The 18,787-nt window shown below is 39.0% G+C and carries 17 protein-coding genes; 6 read left to right on the plus strand and 11 right to left on the minus strand.

Annotated features, from left to right (window positions below; genetic code table 11):
• Positions 1–9 precede the first annotated feature (9 nt).
• The 5 genes from asnA to ACK2WI_RS15350 form a co-directional block, all read right to left on the minus strand.
• Positions 10–1,014, minus strand: coding sequence for an aspartate--ammonia ligase (asnA, locus tag ACK2WI_RS15330; protein WP_093096383.1), 1,005 nt, complete (start codon positions 1,012–1,014; stop codon positions 10–12).
• A 143-nt stretch (positions 1,015–1,157) separates the two neighbouring features.
• Complete coding sequence (locus ACK2WI_RS15335; protein ID WP_312696231.1) at positions 1,158–2,438, minus strand: anthranilate synthase component I family protein; 1,281 nt, start codon at positions 2,436–2,438, stop codon at positions 1,158–1,160.
• A 5-nt stretch (positions 2,439–2,443) separates the two neighbouring features.
• Positions 2,444–3,715 (minus strand): adenylosuccinate synthase, encoded by a 1,272-nt coding sequence (locus ACK2WI_RS15340; RefSeq protein WP_409151525.1) that lies wholly within the window; start codon positions 3,713–3,715, stop codon positions 2,444–2,446.
• 125 nt (positions 3,716–3,840) lie between these two features.
• Entirely contained in the window at positions 3,841–4,335 is a 495-nt protein-coding gene (locus ACK2WI_RS15345) for a Fur family transcriptional regulator (protein WP_093096388.1), read from the minus strand.
• 81 nt (positions 4,336–4,416) lie between these two features.
• A complete protein-coding gene (locus tag ACK2WI_RS15350) occupies positions 4,417–6,621 on the minus strand; it encodes a bifunctional (p)ppGpp synthetase/guanosine-3',5'-bis(diphosphate) 3'-pyrophosphohydrolase (RefSeq protein ID WP_312696228.1) in 2,205 nt (734 codons plus the stop codon).
• Between the two features lie 137 nt (positions 6,622–6,758).
• Here ACK2WI_RS15350 and ACK2WI_RS15355 point away from each other — a divergent pair, with 137 nt between their 5' ends.
• From ACK2WI_RS15355 to bshB1, 3 genes are read left to right on the plus strand one after another with little or no spacing between them, the layout of a single operon-like run.
• Positions 6,759–7,403, plus strand: coding sequence for a DUF4294 domain-containing protein (locus ACK2WI_RS15355; protein ID WP_236736458.1), 645 nt, complete (start codon positions 6,759–6,761; stop codon positions 7,401–7,403).
• Positions 7,404–7,415: 12 nt separating this feature from the next.
• On the plus strand, positions 7,416–7,913 hold the full coding sequence (locus ACK2WI_RS15360; RefSeq protein ID WP_093096394.1) for a glutathione peroxidase: 498 nt from the start codon (positions 7,416–7,418) through the stop codon (positions 7,911–7,913).
• A gap of 49 nt (positions 7,914–7,962) precedes the next feature.
• A complete protein-coding gene (gene bshB1 / locus ACK2WI_RS15365) occupies positions 7,963–8,682 on the plus strand; it encodes a bacillithiol biosynthesis deacetylase BshB1 (protein WP_312696227.1) in 720 nt (239 codons plus the stop codon).
• A gap of 136 nt (positions 8,683–8,818) precedes the next feature.
• Here the strand turns inward: bshB1 and ACK2WI_RS15370 are convergent, their stop codons facing one another.
• The 5 genes from ACK2WI_RS15370 to ACK2WI_RS15390 all read right to left on the minus strand — a co-directional run bounded on the left by ACK2WI_RS15370 (position 8,819) and on the right by ACK2WI_RS15390 (position 12,723).
• Positions 8,819–9,799, minus strand: coding sequence for a bifunctional riboflavin kinase/FAD synthetase (locus ACK2WI_RS15370; protein WP_093096398.1), 981 nt, complete (start codon positions 9,797–9,799; stop codon positions 8,819–8,821).
• 26 nt (positions 9,800–9,825) lie between these two features.
• The gene (truB, locus tag ACK2WI_RS15375; protein ID WP_093096399.1) at positions 9,826–10,548 is read right to left on the minus strand and encodes a tRNA pseudouridine(55) synthase TruB; all 723 of its coding nucleotides are present in this window, start codon (positions 10,546–10,548) and stop codon (positions 9,826–9,828) included.
• A 194-nt stretch (positions 10,549–10,742) separates the two neighbouring features.
• Complete coding sequence (locus ACK2WI_RS15380) at positions 10,743–11,561, minus strand: undecaprenyl-diphosphate phosphatase (protein ID WP_312696226.1); 819 nt, start codon at positions 11,559–11,561, stop codon at positions 10,743–10,745.
• On the minus strand, positions 11,561–11,815 hold the full coding sequence (locus ACK2WI_RS15385; RefSeq protein WP_312696225.1) for a DUF3098 domain-containing protein: 255 nt from the start codon (positions 11,813–11,815) through the stop codon (positions 11,561–11,563). The genes ACK2WI_RS15380 and ACK2WI_RS15385 overlap by 1 nt, the downstream gene beginning before the upstream one ends.
• 29 nt (positions 11,816–11,844) lie before the next feature.
• Positions 11,845–12,723 (minus strand): ABC transporter permease, encoded by an 879-nt coding sequence (locus ACK2WI_RS15390; protein WP_093096407.1) that lies wholly within the window; start codon positions 12,721–12,723, stop codon positions 11,845–11,847.
• A gap of 171 nt (positions 12,724–12,894) precedes the next feature.
• Here ACK2WI_RS15390 and leuS point away from each other — a divergent pair, with 171 nt between their 5' ends.
• Complete coding sequence (gene leuS, locus ACK2WI_RS15395) at positions 12,895–15,678, plus strand: leucine--tRNA ligase (protein WP_312696224.1); 2,784 nt, start codon at positions 12,895–12,897, stop codon at positions 15,676–15,678.
• 819 nt (positions 15,679–16,497) lie between these two features.
• On the opposite strand, the gene ACK2WI_RS15400 is transcribed toward leuS, so the two are convergent.
• Positions 16,498–17,382, minus strand: a complete 885-nt coding sequence (locus tag ACK2WI_RS15400; protein WP_312696223.1) for a bestrophin family ion channel — start codon at positions 17,380–17,382, stop codon at positions 16,498–16,500.
• A 49-nt stretch (positions 17,383–17,431) separates the two neighbouring features.
• Here ACK2WI_RS15400 and ACK2WI_RS15405 point away from each other — a divergent pair, with 49 nt between their 5' ends.
• Both ACK2WI_RS15405 and trxA read left to right on the plus strand, forming a co-directional pair.
• Positions 17,432–18,277 carry a glycoside hydrolase family 25 protein gene (locus ACK2WI_RS15405; protein ID WP_312696222.1) on the plus strand — a complete coding sequence of 282 codons (846 nt, stop codon included), beginning with the start codon at positions 17,432–17,434 and terminating at the stop codon, positions 18,275–18,277.
• Positions 18,278–18,375: 98 nt separating this feature from the next.
• A complete protein-coding gene (trxA, locus tag ACK2WI_RS15410) occupies positions 18,376–18,672 on the plus strand; it encodes a thioredoxin (protein ID WP_093096417.1) in 297 nt (98 codons plus the stop codon).
• The last annotated feature ends 115 nt before the right edge of the window (positions 18,673–18,787 follow it).

Genomic DNA, 18,787 nt, shown 5'->3' on the forward strand with positions numbered 1-18,787 from the left:
ATTTATGGACTATAGTAATTCGACTCCTTGGTCCAGGAGCTCTTCTTTTTTCTTAGGGTCCCAAATACTTACTTGAACCTCGCCAATATGTTTTAATTTCAACATAAACATGCAGATTCTAGATTGACCGATACCACCGCCAATTGATTCTGGCAATAGATCATTCAATAACATCTGGTGGAAAGTAAGTTTTTGGCGGTCTAGGCTATTTCTGATTTCCAATTGGGTCATCAATGCTTTTTTATCAACACGGATTCCCATAGATGATAGTTCAAAGGCAGAGCCAAGAATTGGGTTCCAGACCAAAATATCACCGTTTAACCCTCTAAATCCAAGGCTATTGTCGGTACTCCAATCATCGTAATCAGCTGCACGGCCATCATGTGCAAGGCCGTTGGATAATTCGCCACCGATACCATAAAGGAATACAGCACCGAACTCTTTAGAGATTGCGTTTTCACGCTCTTTAGGAGATAGGTGAGGATAAGCCAACAGTAATTCTTCAGATGAAATGAACTTGATTTCCTTTGGAAGGATCGTCTCTACATGTGGGTATTTTTCGGCAACTGCTTGTTCGGTGGAATAGATAACGTCATAGATCTTTTCTACCGTATCTTTTAAGAAATCTAGATTACGGTCATCATAGCGTATGCATTTTTCCCAGTCCCATTGATCCACATATATAGAGTGAATTGGAGAATAATCTTCATCAGGGCGCAAAGCTCTCATGTCGGTCAGGATACCTTCTCCAGGTTCCATTTCCAATTCTTTCAATCTGATTCTTTTCCATTTTGCCAAAGAATGCACCACTACGGCTCTTTGGTCTGATAATGACTTGATTGGGAAAGAAACTGGTCTTTCTATACCATTTAAATCATCATTAATTCCAGTTCCATCCAAAACCACTATTGGTGAAGAAACTGGTGTAAGGTTTAAAATTTCCTTCAATCGAGATGCAAATGTTTCTTTAACAAACGTGATCGCTTGCTCTCTTTTTAAAATATGACGTCCCATTAAAATTTTTACAATATAAACATAGCTTAGTATGACATTTGTCTACTAATTTTCATAATCGAAACAAAAATAGCAAAATGTTAATGATTTGCAGATTTTATTGAAAAAATAACTACAATATATTGGGTATCTGATGAATTTATTTAAAGCTTTTGTTCTAAAGCTTTCAAAATCGCACTTGCTTTGGTATAACATTCGGCGAATTCATAGGCTGCATTGGCATCTACCGTGATGGCACTGCCCGTATGAAATGATAGGTATTTTTGGGTTTTATTGAAGAGAATGGTGCGGATAACCACATTGAAATCAAAATCACCATCTGGAGAAAAATAACCAATGGCTCCGGAATAGACAGCACGACGCGAAGTTTCATATCTGTCGCATAATTTCATGGCTGAAATCTTGGGTGCACCGGTCATTGATCCAGCCGGGAAAGTATTGCGGATTACTTGGGTGTCACTGAGTTTTTCATCCATTTGACAAGAGACCGTGGAAATCATCTGATGGACATGTTCGAAAGTATAGATTCCGAGTTTTTCCGTCACTTCAACGGTTCCAGGAATGGCACTTCGGGTCAGATCATTGCGGACTAAATCCACAATCATTACATTCTCTGCAATTTCTTTGGGGTTGTTTGCTAAGTTGTTCCTTAGTTCTTCATCTTCTTGGGGATCCTTTCCTCTTGCTGCTGTACCTTTTATTGGTTGAGAAACCAAAGTTTTACCTCTTTTGGCAAGAAAACGCTCGGGAGATGCACTGATAACAAACTTATCCCTGATTTTCAAAAAGGATGAAAATGGAGTAGGGGAAAGGCTGTTCAAACGCAGGTACAGCGCTTCCGGATTATCGATCTCAGTTCCTTCTGCATAGAATTCTTGGCATAGATTGGCTTCATAGATATCCCCCTGATAAATATGCTTTTGGATATTATTGAATGCGTCAAAATAAGTCTCTTGATCCATTCTAGCCTGTATCTTTCCATTAAATTGGTAGTCTAGATCCAAATTCTGGGAACTGCTGATTTCTTCAAAGATCCTTTGAGGATCATCTGAAGTAATGATAATGGAATCCGATTGGAATTCGATCAGGACTTGTGGGATGAAGAAATAAGCATCTGGAAACCCTAATGGATTAGGGTGGTTTGTTTGGAGGTCTTCGATCTCATTCTTGAGGTCATAACTAAGAAATCCCGGTATCAAAGTGTTTGGATACCGGGATTTAAATTTTTCTAGATCGGTAAAAACTGATCCAACATTGGCTGAGAATGTATCTTTAGCACCTATGGCCAATAGATTCCCAATTTTAGAATATTGATTTTGAAAGCCATTCGATTGAAAAAGACATACCGTATCAAATCCTTTAGACCATTGAAGCGCCTGAAGTAAAAATGCAGAAGAGTCCGTTTCAAAAATGGCTTTTGCCATGTTTCTTATAAAACAATAGTTTGAGTACGATCTGGACCTACTGACAAATACTTAATTGGCACATTCAATTCTTTTTCTAAGAATGCAATGTAATTGTTCAATGCCGCTGGGATTTCGTCCTTACTACGGATACCAGTTAAATCTGTATTCCATCCTTCGATTTCTTTCAGGATTGGCTCAGGTTGGTGCGTAATGATTTCATACGGCATGTAATCGATCGTTTCGCCTTGGTATTTATAGTGTGTACACACATAGATCTTATCAAAGGTATCCAATACGTCTGCTTTCATCATGATCAATTCAGTAACCCCGTTGATCATAATGGCGTATTTCAATGCAGGAAGGTCAATCCATCCAGTACGGCGAGCTCTACCCGTAGTAGCGCCAAACTCATGACCTAATTGACGTAATTGCTCACCAGTTTCATTATCAAGTTCTGTAGGGAAAGGTCCGCCACCCACGCGAGTTGCATAAGCTTTGAAAATTCCGTAAACTTGACCAATTCTATTAGGCGCAATACCTAAACCGGTACAAGCACCAGCAGTTGTTGTATTAGAAGAAGTCACGAAAGGATAAGACCCGAAGTCAACATCCAATAGCGTTCCTTGTGCACCTTCAGCTAAAACACGTTTACCGTCTTTTAAATATTGGTTTACAAGGTGTTCAGAATCTACATGAGGAATTGATTTCAAGAATTCAATAGCATCCATGAACGCTTTTTCTTTTTCAGAAAAATCAGGGATCTCACCATAGTGAGCCAACATGGAAAGGTGCTTTTGTTTAAGTTTTTCGTAACGTTCCATAAAGTCTGGAAGGGTAGTATCCCCAACTCTCAATCCGTTACGGCCAGTTTTGTCCATATAAGTTGGACCGATACCTTTAAGCGTAGAACCAATTTTACCGGCTCCCATATTTGATTCAGATGCAGCATCCAATAGTTGATGGGTAGGTAATATTAAGTGAGCTTTACGCGCAATTACCAAGTTTCCTTTACCTACTGGATCAAATCCAGCAGCTTTAAGGTTGTCCAATTCTCTTTTTAGGATGATAGGGTCGATTACAACTCCGTTACCGATTAGGTTAAGGGTTCCTTCATTGAAGATTCCAGAAGGAATAGTGTTCAATACAAATTTCTTGTTGTCAAACTCTAAAGTGTGTCCCGCGTTTGGTCCGCCTTGGAAGCGAGCGATCAAATCATATTTTGGACAAAAAACATCAACGATTTTTCCTTTTCCCTCGTCTCCCCACTGCAATCCCAATAGCACATCAACTTGCATAGTATTACTTGAAATTTATTAGTTAAAATTTATTTTGTTTGTTCACGAATCAAAAAAAATTCGGAAAAAGGTTGTAAGGTGCCTTTTTCCGAACAAAGGTATATATTAATTCCTCGAATGTTAAATTAATTTGAAATTACTGCTTCTTTTACCGGAGCTTCTTGGTTAAGCTTACTTTTTCTGCAGTCTGCACAGATTCCATACAGGTTTAGGGAATGGTGCTTGATATCAAAATTCAATAAATCACCAATCATCGATTGGATCTGGTAAACCCTTGGGTCACAAAATTCCACTACTTTATTGCACTCAATGCAGATTACGTGGTCATGTTGTTTGTAACCATAGGATTTTTCGAATTGAGCCATGTTGCGGCCAAACTGGTGTTTGGTCACCAAATCACATGATACCAATAATTCTAAGGTATTGTATACCGTCGCTCTACTTACACGGTATTTTTTGTTTTTCATGTGGATATAAAGAGACTCTACATCGAAATGGTCTGATCTCGAGTAGATTTCTTCTAAGATTGCATAACGCTCAGGTGTTTTTCTGAGATTTTTGTTTTCTAAATAGGCTTCAAAAATCTTCTTTACGGTTTCGTAATTTTCCCCTTGTTTCATAAGGTATTTCCTTTATAAGTTCCAAATTTACCAAAATAGGATGGTAATGTCCATGTGAAAATGTCAAGACGTTGTAAGTCTTTAGTTTTCCGACTCATATCGTGTTACTCCAGTAATGCCTGGGATCTGTTTCAAATGCTTGATTAAACTATCTAATTGATGGGTGTCATTGACAAAGACCATAATATCTCCCTCGAAAATCCCTTCATTACTAGAAATGGACAATGATCGGATGTTTACCTTGAAGTCCTGCGAAATGACAGTTGTGATCTTATTCACTAAGCCCACATCATCGATACCAACAATCTTCAAACCAGTTAAGAAAGCAACATTATTGTGCAAGGAAGCCCATTTAGCTTTTAAGATCCTATAGCCATAATTGGCCATTAGTTTTGAAGCGTTTGGACAACTAGTGCGGTGTATCTTGATGCCATCATTTACAGTCAAGAAACCAAAGATATCATCGCCAGGGATAGGGTTACAACAAGGGGCCAAGGTATAATCTACCTTCTGATAATCATCTCCGATAAGGATGGTATCATCTTTCTTATTGATCTTCTCAACCAACCCATTGATATGAGATTGGAACTGATTCTGATTAGCATCTTCAGAACGTTCATTAGCTACAAAATTCCTAAGGTTCTTAATATCGATAGCCCCTTTAGCTACATTGTAGAATAGCTCTTGAGAACTCGGAAATTTAAAGAAATTAGCAATCTTATTGATGTTTTCAGTGTTATAGGTAATCTTTAACGATTTCAGCTTTCTCTCTAAGATCTCCTTTCCATCCTCAGCAACCCGACGTTTTTCCTCCTTCAATGAGGATTTGATCTTTGATTTAGCTTTTGCGGTTACCACAAAGTTTAGCCAATCCTCCTTAGGAGTCTGTTTGCTGGAGGTGATAATCTCAACCTGGTCACCATTTAGAAGTTCATGGCTCAGGGGCACCAATTTATGGTTTACCTTGGCACCAATACAAGTAGCCCCAATATCGGTATGGATTTCAAAGGCAAAGTCAAGAGCTGTAGCACCGTTCGGAAGCTGCACCAAGGTACCTTTAGGCGTGAAGATAAAGATCTCGTCCGAGAACAAGTTCATTTTAAAATCATCCACAAAGTCCAGGGCGTTAGGTTCCGGATTGTTCAAGATATCACGTACCTTTTGGATCCATTGATCCAATCCATTGTCAGAGTTCGACTCTTTATATTTCCAGTGAGCTGCAAAACCTTTTTCTGCAATCTCATTCATCCTTCTCGTGCGGATCTGTACTTCCACCCATTGCCCTCTCGGACCCATTACGGTGGTGTGCAAGGATTCATATCCGTTTGCTTTTGGAGAAGAAACCCAATCCCTTAAGCGGTCTGGATTCGGGCGATAAAGGTCAGTTACGATTGAATACACCTTCCAACATTCCGTCTTTTCCTTTTCATCATCGGTATCAATAATGATCCTAATGGCAAAAAGGTCATAGACCTCTTCAAAAGGAATAGACTTCTTGCGCATTTTGTTCCAGATGGAGTGGATAGATTTAGGTCTTCCAAAAACGGAAGCATTAATTCCCTCTTCAGCTAGTATCTCTTGGATTGGAGAAATGAAATCGGCAATGAATTTTTCACGTTCAGCCTTCTTCTCGTTCAATTTCTTTGCGATAAACTTATACGTATCAGGATCCGTATATTTCATCGAAAGGTCTTCCAATTCCGATTTAATGGCATATAGACCCAGTCGATGGGCTAGGGGAGCATACAGGTAGCTGGTTTCTGAGGCGATCTTCAATTGCTTATGACGGGCCATAAATTCCATGGTCCGCATATTATGAAGTCGGTCAGCAAGTTTGATTAAGATAACCCTGACATCATCCGCTAGGGTCAATAGCATTTTTCTAAAGTTCTCGGCTTGCATGGAACTGTTCGGGTCGAAGATCCCAGAAATCTTGGTTAAGCCGTCGATAATACGGACAACTTTTTTACCGAACTGTTCTTCGATGTCTTGCAGGGTAACACTTGTATCCTCAACAACATCATGTAGCAATGCACAAACAATAGAAGTGGTTCCAAGTCCAATTTCTTCTGCGGCGATCTGTGCTACAGCGATTGGATGGTAAATATAAGGTTCGCCAGATTTCCGGCGCATATCTTTATGGCTTTCCAGTGCTAAATCGAAGGCCTTTCTGATCTGTTGCTTATCTCCTTTTTGAAGAGTGGGCTTACAAGCCCTTAAAAGTGCGCGGTATCTTTTACGGATTTCCTTATTTTCAGCCTCAATATCAATCACATATTCTTCCATAAAATTGCATTGCTATCAAAAAAAATAAAATAATTTGCTATATTTATTGAACAAATAATTAAAGATTTTATACTAAATTGTAAAGTATAAATATACAGAAAAAAAATGAATTTTATCGCATAGGGCTTATTATATTGATGATGTGTGGAAGTAACATAAAGTGGGTTTTTATCGTAGCGATCTTGTTTGCTTGGCCAGCATTTGGCTTTGCTCAAACATTGATAAAACCTCAGTATGGACCGGGAAAACCTGAGGTGGTAGAACATTATGCAACCACAACGCTGGATAATGGCGAAGTTGTGCCTTGGTTCCCCATTGAGGAAGTAGTCATTTACGCTAAACGAACATTTAAAACAGAAGAAGACAGGCAGAAATATTTGAGGTTAAGAAGGAATGTCATTCGCGTCCTTCCTTATGCTATCTATGCCCAAAAAAGATATGAGCAGTTAGACCGGGACTTAGCCTTGGCCAATTCAAGACGAGAAGAAAAAAGACTGATCAAAGAATGTGAACGGGAAATAAAGGATAAGATCACTTCTGAGGTAAAGAACCTCAGTGTTTCTCAAGGAAAGATCTTGATCAAGCTGATAGAAAGACAAACGGGTAACACCAGTTATGACCTTGTAAAAGATATGAAAGGCGGTATCTCCGCATTTGTTTATCAAGGTGTGGCCAAGATATTTGGCCATAATTTAAAGAGTACATATGATCCTCAGGAAGATTATGAGATAGAGAATATTATTCGCGAGTATGAACGTTCGCGGCCAATGGTAAAACGTTAAAAACCTATTATTATGAGTAAGACCGTATATGATTATGATGCATTAGAGTTTAGTGGACAGAAAAGATCACTTCGTGATTTTGAAGGCAAAGTTTTACTCATTGTCAATACTGCAAGCAATTGTCTCTTTAGCGGGCAGTTCAAGACCCTTGAAAATTTATATAAAAAGTATAAAGAACTGGGTTTTGAGGTATTGGCTTTCCCATCCAACGATTTCCGAAACCAAGAACCCTTAACTGGAAGAACATTGGAAACCTACTGCCGGATTAACCGCCAAGTAACTTTTCCTGTTTTCAAGAGAATCCATGTGAAAGGGGAATTTACCGATCCACTTTACCGATATCTTACTAATATTGAAGAAAATGGTAAGATTGGAACCATCCCTATGTGGAATTTCCATAAATATTTAATTAATAAAAAAGGGGAAGTTGTCGACCATTTCTATTCTTTGACTAGCCCAATGTCAAAAAAAGTCCACAATCGCATTGAAGAGCTTCTAGGAGACAAGTAATCGCTTTAAATTTTATTAGTTTTGTGTACTGTACTTAATACACAATTTGATGAAATTAGATTTACTTGTCATGACCGTCCATCCTGATGATGCAGAATTAGGAGCCGGTGGTGTTATTGCCAAATATGTTGCCGAGGGGAAAAAAGTAGGAATCGTTGATCTTACATTAGGAGAACTGGGGACACGTGGTACTCCTGAAATCCGTGCTCAAGAAGCTCAGAATGCTGCAAAAATACTAGGTGTAGCGGTTCGTGAGAACCTTAAGTTACGTGATGGATTCTTCCAGAACAATGAAGAAGGTCAAAAGGAAGTCATCAAAGCAATCCGTAAGTTCCAACCGGAAATCGTAATCACCAATGCTTGGGAGGATCGCCACCCAGACCATGGACGTGCCAGCAAGCTGGTCAATGATGCTTTGTTCCTAGCCGGATTAAGAAGGATAGAAACCGAATTAGATGGTATAGCACAAGAGCCTTATCGTCCGAGATTACAACTTCAATTAATTCAAGACAAATACATCCAGCCTGACATCTTAATTGACATTACTGAGTATTGGGACATCAAAGAACGTTCAATCCTTGCTTACACCTCCCAATTCAATGTCGAAAATCAAGATGATGAGCCGCAGACCTACATCTCTAATCCTGATTTCATGGATTCCACCAAAGCGAGAGGACATGAATTCGGAAGATCCATCCAAGTGAAATATGCCGAAGGCTTCACATGCAGGAAGATCTTAGGAGTTACGGATCTATTTGAGCTTTTATAGCTTTAATAGATATGAGATATGAGATATGAGATATGAGAAAATAAAAAAGGACCAAAATGGTCCTTTTCTTATTAATATTTTATTATTTCACGCTTAATATCTCAAATCTCAATACTCAAATCTCATATCTCCTAAACTACTTCCCTTCGAAATAATTCCTGATATCAGCTTCGTCTTTTTTGATCTGTTCTTGCATCAGCTCAAGGCTTTCAAACCATTGGTCATGACGGATAAATTCAAGGAATTTTACGCGAATGGTCTTGGTATAAAGGTCATCGTTGAAGTCCAAAAGGTTCACTTCAATCTTTCTGTTCATACCATCTACGGTAGGTCGGGTTCCAATATAGCACATTCCTTTCGCAACTCGTTCCGGAACTGGTTCAAAATAATCGCCAGTCACGACTTCGGTTGTCTTAGGGAAAATTTCCACCTCAACGGCATAGATACCGTATGCAGGAATCAGTTTATGGGATTCGTGTACATGGAGGTTCGCAGTAGGGAAACCGATCTCACGACCTATTTGATCACCTTTAATCACCGTTCCGGTCAATTCAAAGGGATAGCCTAGGTATTTATTGGCGGTAATGATATCGCCTTTGATCAAGGATTCACGCACTCGAGTTGAAGAAACCGCTACATCTTCGATGTCTTGTTCAGCGATTTGGTCCACTGTATAGTCAAAGATCTCCGAAAAATGGATCAGATCTTTGATCGTTCCTTTGCGGTCCTTACCGAAATGGTGGTCATAACCGATTACGATTTTCTTACATCCGATCTTATTCACCAAAACATCAGAAATATATTCTTCAGGATTTTGATTAGAGAAATCTCTGGTAAAAGGAGTGATGATCAAGTGGTCGATTCCAGCCAAAGCCAATCTCTCTACTTTCTCTTCAATGTCGTTGATTAACCTGAGGCTATCATCATCTGGATTGATGATCAATCTGGGATGCGGAAAAAATGTCAGCAATACCGTTTCACCTGTATTATCCTTTGCCAATTCGGTCAATTTATTTAGAATCTTCTGGTGGCCAACATGCACGCCGTCAAATGTTCCTATCGTTACGATAGCATAATCCAACGCTTTGAATTCATCCAGATTTCTGTATATTTTCATTATATCTTTTTCTAAGCTTAGAAGAATTAAACCGTTTGGTTCTTTAACTCTTTTACTTGATTAATTAATTCAGTTAATTCCCAGGCATTTTTCACATCAAAGTCGCCCGATTTTGTTCTTCTCAATGAAGATAGATGTCCGCCGCAGTTCAGCTTTTTACCAAAGTCATGGGCTATAGATCGGATATAAGTCCCTTTACTGCATTTGATCCGGAAATAGACCTTTGGCAATTCGATCTTTTCTACATCAAACTCCATGATTTCTACACGTCTAGCCTTCAATTCGACTTCCTCGCCACGTCTTGCTTTCTCATAAACCCGCTCTCCGCCAATTTTAATAGCAGAATGGGCAGGAGGGAACTGATCTTGAACGCCCACAAAAGATGCTGCAGTATTCAAGATATCTTCATCTGTCAAAAAAGAATAGTCAAAAGTTTGGTCAATTTCAGTTTCTAGGTCATAAGAAGGAGTGGTAGCTCCTAAGGTTATGGTTCCAGTATATTCTTTGTCCTCCGCTTGGAAGCCATCGATTTGTTTGGTCATTTTACCCGTACATACGATCAGCAATCCTGTTGCCAAGGGGTCTAAGGTACCTGCGTGGCCCACTTTAACCTTCAGCGGTTTAATGCTATTGCGCAATTTACCAACGACATCAAAACTAGTCCAGGTTAATGGCTTATCGATTAATAATACTTCACCCTCCGCAAAAGCAAATTTTGGCTTAGCTTGTCCTTCTATATTTTCGCTCATTTAATCTTAAAGTTTCGTGGAAATCATTCCAATCTGTTAATCAGTTCAGAATATATCCTCTGGCTAATTTTCTGCAAAAATAGGAATTTTATTTAGATGTGAGATATTAGACTTGAGATTTGAGCTATTATTGGTACTAAAAAAGGACCTAATAGGTCCTTCTATATTTTAAATTTCTATCTCAAATCACACTTCTATCCTTGCGTATAAAAAAACACCAACAATGCTATCCCGATAACAATTCGGTACCAGCCCCAGAATTTGAAGCCGTATTTTGTTAGAACGCTGATAAAGGTTTTCACGGCGAACATTGCTACGATAAAGGCAACGACATTACCAATGATAAAGATCATAATGTTTTCATTGCTGGCCATGATCATCTCATATCCTTTTTGCGCATGTTCTGTTCCTTCTGCCCAGGTCTTTACAAAGATAGAGTAGACCGTTACGGCAAGCATGGTTGGAACAGCCAAGAAAAACGAGAATTCCGCTGCTGCTTTACGATCTAGACCTTGGGTCAAACCACCGATAATCGATGCTGCCGAACGGGAAGTTCCTGGCATCATCGCCAAACATTGCCAAAAACCAATGATAAAAGCCTTCTTCACAGGGATCTCTTTCTCATCTGTGATCTTCGGATTCTTGAACCATTTATCGACAAACAAAAGGACCACACCACCCAATACCAATACGGTAGAGATCGCAATCTGGTTCCCTAATACAGCCTCGATCTTATCATCCAATAATTTACCCAAAACTAGGGCAGGGATGACAGCAATGGCTAATTTGTAGTAAAATTTAAGGTTCTTGAAATCAAAGAATCTTCTCCAATAAAGGACAACAATAGAAAGGATAGCTCCAAATTGAATGGAAACCTGGAACATTTTTAGATATTCGCTTTCTTCCATTCCCATCAATGCGGCCGTAAAGCCCATATGCGCAGTAGAAGAAATAGGAAGGTACTCTGTTAAACCCTCAACGATCGCGAGGATAATTGCTTCTAAATAACTCATTATTCCTGGGTTGTTTTGTTCTTAGGTTTATACAATATTGCTACAAATCCTAATGCAAAACCAGCAACCACAACAATGGGTGCCAAAGTGATTTTGGTAAAGCTGTAAATGTCTTCAGTACCCATCATCAAGATGAACCCAATGGCAACCAACACAATACTCAAAATGAATAATTGATAATTTATTTTCTTAAATACGAACCCTGCATTTGAAGCATTTGCTGGGGTTCCTTTTACATTCTTAGTTTGACTCATTTTCTGAACGGATTAATAATTGATCGATATTATCTATATAAACTCGCTGATTTAGCACGTAAATATTTGGTAACGGCAAAATATGTACTTGCTCCAGAAATCAAGATACCTAATCCTAAGACAATGGCGAAAATCATTGCAAATTCGAACCAGTCACGTAAGAAAACCAGTTCAGGTACTTGTTTTTGTGCAAATTGTAAGGTCAGAATCAATAGTAAGATAGCAATCAAGGCACCGATCAATCCATGGGCAATACCATACAATATATATGGCTTGCGGATGAAACCTTTGGTCGCACCAATTAACTGCATACTCTTAATCAAGAAACGTTGAGAGTAGATTGCTAAACGAATGGTATTGTTGATCAAAGCCACGGCTATGATCAATAGAATCACGGTAAAGGCAAGAATCACGATACTGATCACGCGGATATTCTTGTTGACCATATCAATCAATGACTCTTGGTAAACCACCTCTTTAATGCGGCTGTTTTTACCAATCTTATTGATGAAGGTCTGGATAGAATCGCTGTTCGCGTATTGTTCCTTCATGTACACATCAATAGAAGGCAACAAAGGGTTTCTACCTAGGTACTCGACAAAGTCTTCCCCCAAATCCTCTCTCAAGTTCTTTGCTGCAAGCTCCTTGCTCACATATTCCGAACGTAAGACATAAGGATCCTTTTCCAAATCCTTCTGTAGCGAAAGCACATCACCTTCATTGACATTATCATTAACGATAACGTTCAAGACGATGTTTTCTTTAACATAACGGGATAAGTTTTTAGCGTGGACTAGAATTAGTCCCAAAAGACCTGTCATCAATAGAACCAGTGCAATACTGATTACTGTAGATACGTATACTGATTTAGTTTTTTTCCTTGGTGAACCCTGTTCGATCACTGACATATATTTGATTCTGCGTTTATCCTTGCGAAAGTAAGGATTTATTTTTTCCCAATACTAATTTTCTAACAGCGAATATCAGAATTTATTGTATAGAATAAAAAACTTTTATACCGAATTTACCCTAAATTCGCTAATTTCGCAATTCTTTGTACCATACTTTTATAATTAATAATGGAGTATAACCATCAATCTATCGAGCAAAAATGGCAAAAGTTTTGGGCTGATAATCAGACCTTCAAAACTTCTGAATCTACTGAAAAACCAAAATACTATGTTTTGGACATGTTTCCTTATCCTTCTGGAGCAGGGCTGCATGTTGGTCACCCGCTCGGCTATATTGCTTCCGACATCTTTTCACGCTATAAGCGCTTAAAAGGCTTCAATGTGTTGCACCCAATGGGTTATGACTCTTTTGGTCTGCCTGCTGAACAATATGCTATCCAAACTGGTCAGCACCCAGCTATTACCACCGAAGCAAATATCAACCGTTATAGAGAACAATTGGATAATATTGGTTTCTCTTATGACTGGTCTCGTGAGGTTCGTACTTCTGAACCTGATTATTACCGCTGGACCCAATGGATCTTTATGCAGCTTTTTGATGCATGGTATAATAAGGTATCCGATAAAGCGGAATCAATCGCTACTTTAATCCAAAAATTCGAAACCTCAGGTTCTGAAGGTATTAAAGCAGAGTCTGATGAAGATGTATTGACCTTTACAGCGGATGGATGGAAAGCATTCTCTGAAACAGAAAAACAAACAGAACTTTTAAAATATAGACTGGCTTTCTTAAGGGAAAGTACGGTGAACTGGTGTCCTGCCTTAGGTACGGTATTGGCAAATGACGAAGTAATCAACGGCTTGTCAGAACGTGGTGGATTCCCAGTGGAGCAAAAGAAAATGATGCAATGGTCCATGCGTATCACCGCTTATGCGGACCGCCTATTGAGAGGTCTGGATACCATCGATTGGCCAGAGCCTTTGGTAGAGATGCAGCGGAACTGGATCGGTAAATCTGTAGGAGCAAGTGTAAAATTCCCTGTTCCCCAACTAAACGATAATATCGAAGTATTTACCACACGTGTGGATACGATCTTCGGTGTTAGTTTTGTTGTTTTGGCACCAGAACATGAATTGGTTTCTGCTTTAACCACAGACGCTCAAAAAGCTGAAATTGAATCTTATATCGATAAGACCTCAAAGAAATCAGAATTAGACCGTCTTGCGGATACCAAAACTGTTTCAGGAGCATTTACAGGCTCTTATGCAAAACATCCTTTAACTGGGGAAGATGTACAGATCTGGATTGCTGATTATGTATTGGCAGGGTATGGAACCGGAGCCGTTATGGCAGTTCCATCAGGCGATCAACGCGATTATTTATTTGCAAAACACTTTAACCTTCCTATTATTCCGATCTCAGATTCACAGGACATCTCTGAAGAAGCAGACCCTAATAAGGACGGAAAATATATCAATTCGGATTTCATCAATGGAATGACCTATCAAGAGGCTGTTCCAGCATTGATCGAAAAACTAGAGGCTATTAAATTAGGTAAAGCCAAGATCAACTTCCGTATGCGCGATGCCATCTTCGGCAGACAAAGATACTGGGGCGAACCTGTTCCTGTTTATTTCAAGGATGGTTTACCATATTTGATCAAGGAAGAGGAATTACCATTACTGCTTCCTGAGGTTGATAAATATCTTCCGACCGAAACCGGAGAGCCACCTTTAGGCCGTGCCGAAGGATGGAAATACCAAGACCAATACGAATATGAATTGAGTACCATGCCAGGATGGGCAGGCTCTTCATGGTACTGGTTCCGTTATATGGATCCTAAAAATGAAAAGGATTTTGCTTCTAAAGAAGCAGTAGATTATTGGAAAGCAGTGGATTTATATATTGGTGGTTCTGAGCATGCTACAGGTCACTTGCTATACTCGCGCTTCTGGAACAAGTTCTTAAAGGATATCGGTTATCACAATGAGGAAGAACCTTTCAAGAAACTGATCAACCAAGGAATGATCCAAGGAAGATCAAATTTCGTCTACCGTGTTTTAGATGCTGAAGGCAAAGGTACCAATCAATTTGTTTCCTTAGGGCTGAAAGATCAATATACGGTCAATCCATTGCACGTAGATGTTAATATCGTTCATAATGATGTTTTAGATCTAGAGAAATTCAAGCAGTCAAGACCTGATTATAATGATGCGGAATTCATATTGGAAAACGGTAAATATATCTGCGGAACCGAAGTTGAGAAGATGTCAAAGTCTAAATTCAACGTTGTTAACCCAGATGATATCATCGAACAATATGGAGCTGATACCCTTCGTCTATACGAAATGTTCTTAGGACCTTTGGAACAGGCAAAACCTTGGAACACAAATGGTATCGAGGGTGTATATAAATTCTTACGTAAGGTATGGCGCTTATTCCATGATGCTGAAGGAAACTTCCAAGTGTCAGATGAAGAACCAAGCAAAGCAGAGTACAAAGCCTTGCATAAGATCATCAAAAAAGTGGAGGAAGATATTGAGCGTTTCTCATTCAATACTTCTGTATCGGCCTTTATGATCTGTGTCAATGAATTGACAGACCTGAAGACCAACAAACGTAAGATCCTTCAAGATCTTTTGATTGTCCTAGAACCTTATGCACCGCATATCACGGAAGAACTATGGTCCAAATTAGGAAATGAAGCTGGAACGATTTCTTATGCAGATTACCCGGTCTTCAACCCAGAATATTTAGTGGAGAGCGAATTTGCATACCCTGTTTCCATTAACGGAAAAATGAAAATGAACCTTCCACTTGCCTTAGACCTAGATCAGCAGGCTGTTGAAGGAATATTAAAAGAAAATGCAGATGTCCAAAAATTATTGGATGGCAAAGCAGTCAAGAAGGTGATTTTTGTAAAAGGAAAGATCATCAATATTGTAGTGTAAGGAATTGGATTGCGAATAGAAATATTTTAAGGGGATGGTGAAAACTATCCCCTTTTTTTAGTGAATTGGACCAGGATTGCCCTTCGACTTCTCGGGGAACAGCTCAGGGAACGGGATTTGGGGTTCTACTCCGCTAACCCACCGGATGGACCAAGATCTGGATTTGAATCAGGATTTAAAGTCCATCAAACAATTAATTGGCAGATGTTTCTTTAGCGCATTTCCAATTCTGAACGAGCAGTGAAGAATCTGTACGATCTTATAAAAAATGGACTGTCATCCTTTACCGAAGGTAAAGGACCTGTACGCCAATACAGCAATAGATGTTTTCTTTTTAAAATTTCGCATTTCTCCGAGATGTTTCGTGCCTCAACATGACAAGGAGGGAGCAGATTGAAGAGCTGTACGCCAATGCAATATTAAAAAAGCGCAATTCTCCGTGATGTTTCATACCTCAACATGACAGAAAGGGAGTGGAATGAGGAACTGTGCAACAATGCAATACTAAAAAGGATTCCTTTCCGGTGTCAAACTGAGGCACGAAGTTTCTCGGAATTATACAAACAATGATTGCATTAACGAACAGGTCCTGCACCTTCGGTGCAGAATGACAGGACCTTAGGAAGGAGAACCATACAGATTCTTCACTAATCGTTCAGAATTTGAAATGCGCTTGAGAAGGATTCTTCGTTTCACTCTGAATCTATTTTTGTTTTTTTAAGGTCGTTTTCATTGCGAATCGTAAGATGAGCAAACTATTCTCGTGATGTTTCATACCTTAACATGACAGGAAGGGAGTGGAATGAGGAACTTCCCAAATTACCCCAGCAATATCTCATTGCTATGCTTTTTAATATTGGCTGCTATTTTATCGATCGGTAGATCATCCGAATCTGAACCAAATGGATCTTCAATGGATTCTCCAATCATTTCTAGGGTTGCTAATACATAAAATATAAATGGCACTGCTGCGACTACGAAATAACCCATGGAAAATACCAGACCAATTGGTAGGGTAGCTGTATACAACACAATAAATGTTTTAATAAATGCGCTATAGCCCAAAGGGATCGGCGTATTCTTGATTCGCTCACAGGCACCCGTTATTTCCGTTAATGATGTCAATTCTTTATTTAACACAATCAACTGATCACCGGAAATGATCCCGTCCTTATAAAGGATATTTGTCTTTTTGTATATCAATGCTGCAACCTGATTAGGCCCATGCTTTTTATCATCCAAATCCTGCAATTCTGGATGCTCGTTCTCATCCAACATAAATTTGGTATAGTCTGACCTAAGATAACTAAATAAGGTCTCCGCAAATAGCGCAATAGACTTTTTATAAAAGCTCCGGTTGACCTTGTCATCAGGTGCTAAAAAGGCATTCAACTTAATAGCTAGGGTTCGGCTGGTATTTGTTAATGCACCCCATTGCTTTCTGGCTTCCCACCATCGGTCGTAAGCGGTATTGGTTCGAAATACCAATAATAAGGATAGTACAAATCCCAATAGATTATGTACTGTGGTGATGTTTTTCATCCAAGTCCTGTCTGACAGCTTCAGGTATTCCAACTCCCAATAAGCTAAAGCCCAGGATACTAAAACCGAAATAATAAGGTAGGGAAGAAGTCGCTTAAAAATTTTACTGTTGTGGAGGTAGGTTATGGTTTTAAACCAGTCTTTGGGGTTGTAAACAATCATTGAATAAATTTTTTGGCTATCATCTATAAATAGCCTAATTTCACGCAATATGACAAAAAAGCGCAAAACGGTCAAGAAAAAAGTTGTCTCTGAAAGAGAAATTAACCGAAACTTACTGTTTTGGAGTATTTCCATTCCCTGCTTGATTGTCATTGGCATCTTTGCTTGGCAACATCGCGCCGGTCTATCTTACCTGATGGTCAAATGGTTTGAAAAGGATAAGATGATCGCCGAGGATAACAGCAAATACGACATCCGGAACGTTGAGCTGATGCGCAGGCATGATGATAAGATTTTCGGAATCGATATCTCCCAGTACCAAGGTGAGATATCTTGGGATGAGGTCTTGACCATCAATGATGAATTTCCCATTGATTTCATCTACATCCGTGCTACCATGGGCGAAAAGGCTAAGGATAGCAAATTCAAATCCAATTGGAAGGCTGTCAAGAATAGGAATAAACTGCGGGGAGCCTACCATTATTTCCGCCCGAATGAAAATTCTATTAAACAAGCCAATAACTTTATTAAAACAGTTGACCTTGAACCTGGAGACCTTCCTCCTGTATTGGATATTGAAGAAATGCCCAGGAACCAATCCATGGACAGTTTAAAAACCGGTTTAAAAAGATGGTTGGTCCAAGTCGAAAAACATTTTAAAATTAAGCCTGTTCTATATTCGGGAGATAAATATTTTGCCGATTTCCTGGAAAAGGAATTTGCTGATTATACCCTTTGGATCGCGAACTATAATTTTTGGGTGGAGAAACCCAAGAAACATTGGAATTTTTGGCAATTTTCGGAGAAAGGAACCGTAAAGGGCATCAAAGGTCCAGTTGACCTCAATCTTTTCAGTGGCGATATTGAAGAGTTAGAAAAATTGAGCTTAGAATAAACGAATAAGCCTTAAATTTGTCTTACTTAAGGAAACAATTAAATTAACAGAGCAGTTTAAGCTTGTCCTAAATGCTCAATTTTAATAATTATAAAACAATGGCATCATTTAACGATATACTTCAAAAGAATTCTTTGGTTTTAATCGACTTTTCAGCAGCCTGGTGTGGACCATGTCAAATGTTGGCACCAATCCTCAAAGAGGTTAAAGATGAAATGGGAGAGAAGCTTTCGATCATAAAAATCGATATCGACAAGAACCAAGCGGTAGCAAGCAAATTTCATGTTCAAGGTGTTCCTACCTTGATCCTTTATAAGGATGGAAACCAGGTTTGGCGCCAAAGTGGATTGCAACCCAAGCATGAACTTTTGAAAATCATTAATTCCTTTTCGTAAGGATTGAATAAGAGGATGTCAAACTTGAACATCCTCTTATTTTTTATGATAAATTCCATTAGCTGTCCTTCCGATTTTAACCTTTATCTATCATGGTTTTTCAGCTCTTAATTTT

It is taken from the genome of Sphingobacterium sp. BS-2 (genome assembly GCF_046161205.1).
In the GTDB taxonomy this organism is placed as follows: domain Bacteria; phylum Bacteroidota; class Bacteroidia; order Sphingobacteriales; family Sphingobacteriaceae; genus Sphingobacterium; species Sphingobacterium mizutaii.

What these genes read in the sequence shown, in the direction of transcription:
- asnA (WP_093096383.1), bottom strand. Translation starts at nt 1,014, where the DNA reads ATGGGACGTCATATTTTAAAAAGAGAGCAAGCGATCACGTTTGTTAAA.
- ACK2WI_RS15335 (WP_312696231.1), bottom strand. Translation starts at nt 2,438, where the DNA reads ATGGCAAAAGCCATTTTTGAAACGGACTCTTCTGCATTTTTACTTCAG.
- ACK2WI_RS15340 (WP_409151525.1), bottom strand. Translation starts at nt 3,715, where the DNA reads ATGCAAGTTGATGTGCTATTGGGATTGCAGTGGGGAGACGAGGGAAAA.
- ACK2WI_RS15345 (WP_093096388.1), bottom strand. Translation starts at nt 4,335, where the DNA reads ATGAAACAAGGGGAAAATTACGAAACCGTAAAGAAGATTTTTGAAGCC.
- ACK2WI_RS15350 (WP_312696228.1), bottom strand. Translation starts at nt 6,621, where the DNA reads ATGGAAGAATATGTGATTGATATTGAGGCTGAAAATAAGGAAATCCGT.
- ACK2WI_RS15355 (WP_236736458.1), top strand. Translation starts at nt 6,759, where the DNA reads ATGATGTGTGGAAGTAACATAAAGTGGGTTTTTATCGTAGCGATCTTG.
- ACK2WI_RS15360 (WP_093096394.1), top strand. Translation starts at nt 7,416, where the DNA reads ATGAGTAAGACCGTATATGATTATGATGCATTAGAGTTTAGTGGACAG.
- bshB1 (WP_312696227.1), top strand. Translation starts at nt 7,963, where the DNA reads ATGAAATTAGATTTACTTGTCATGACCGTCCATCCTGATGATGCAGAA.
- ACK2WI_RS15370 (WP_093096398.1), bottom strand. Translation starts at nt 9,799, where the DNA reads ATGAAAATATACAGAAATCTGGATGAATTCAAAGCGTTGGATTATGCT.
- truB (WP_093096399.1), bottom strand. Translation starts at nt 10,548, where the DNA reads ATGAGCGAAAATATAGAAGGACAAGCTAAGCCAAAATTTGCTTTTGCG.
- ACK2WI_RS15380 (WP_312696226.1), bottom strand. Translation starts at nt 11,561, where the DNA reads ATGAGTTATTTAGAAGCAATTATCCTCGCGATCGTTGAGGGTTTAACA.
- ACK2WI_RS15385 (WP_312696225.1), bottom strand. Translation starts at nt 11,815, where the DNA reads ATGAGTCAAACTAAGAATGTAAAAGGAACCCCAGCAAATGCTTCAAAT.
- ACK2WI_RS15390 (WP_093096407.1), bottom strand. Translation starts at nt 12,723, where the DNA reads ATGTCAGTGATCGAACAGGGTTCACCAAGGAAAAAAACTAAATCAGTA.
- leuS (WP_312696224.1), top strand. Translation starts at nt 12,895, where the DNA reads ATGGAGTATAACCATCAATCTATCGAGCAAAAATGGCAAAAGTTTTGG.
- ACK2WI_RS15400 (WP_312696223.1), bottom strand. Translation starts at nt 17,382, where the DNA reads ATGATTGTTTACAACCCCAAAGACTGGTTTAAAACCATAACCTACCTC.
- ACK2WI_RS15405 (WP_312696222.1), top strand. Translation starts at nt 17,432, where the DNA reads ATGACAAAAAAGCGCAAAACGGTCAAGAAAAAAGTTGTCTCTGAAAGA.
- trxA (WP_093096417.1), top strand. Translation starts at nt 18,376, where the DNA reads ATGGCATCATTTAACGATATACTTCAAAAGAATTCTTTGGTTTTAATC.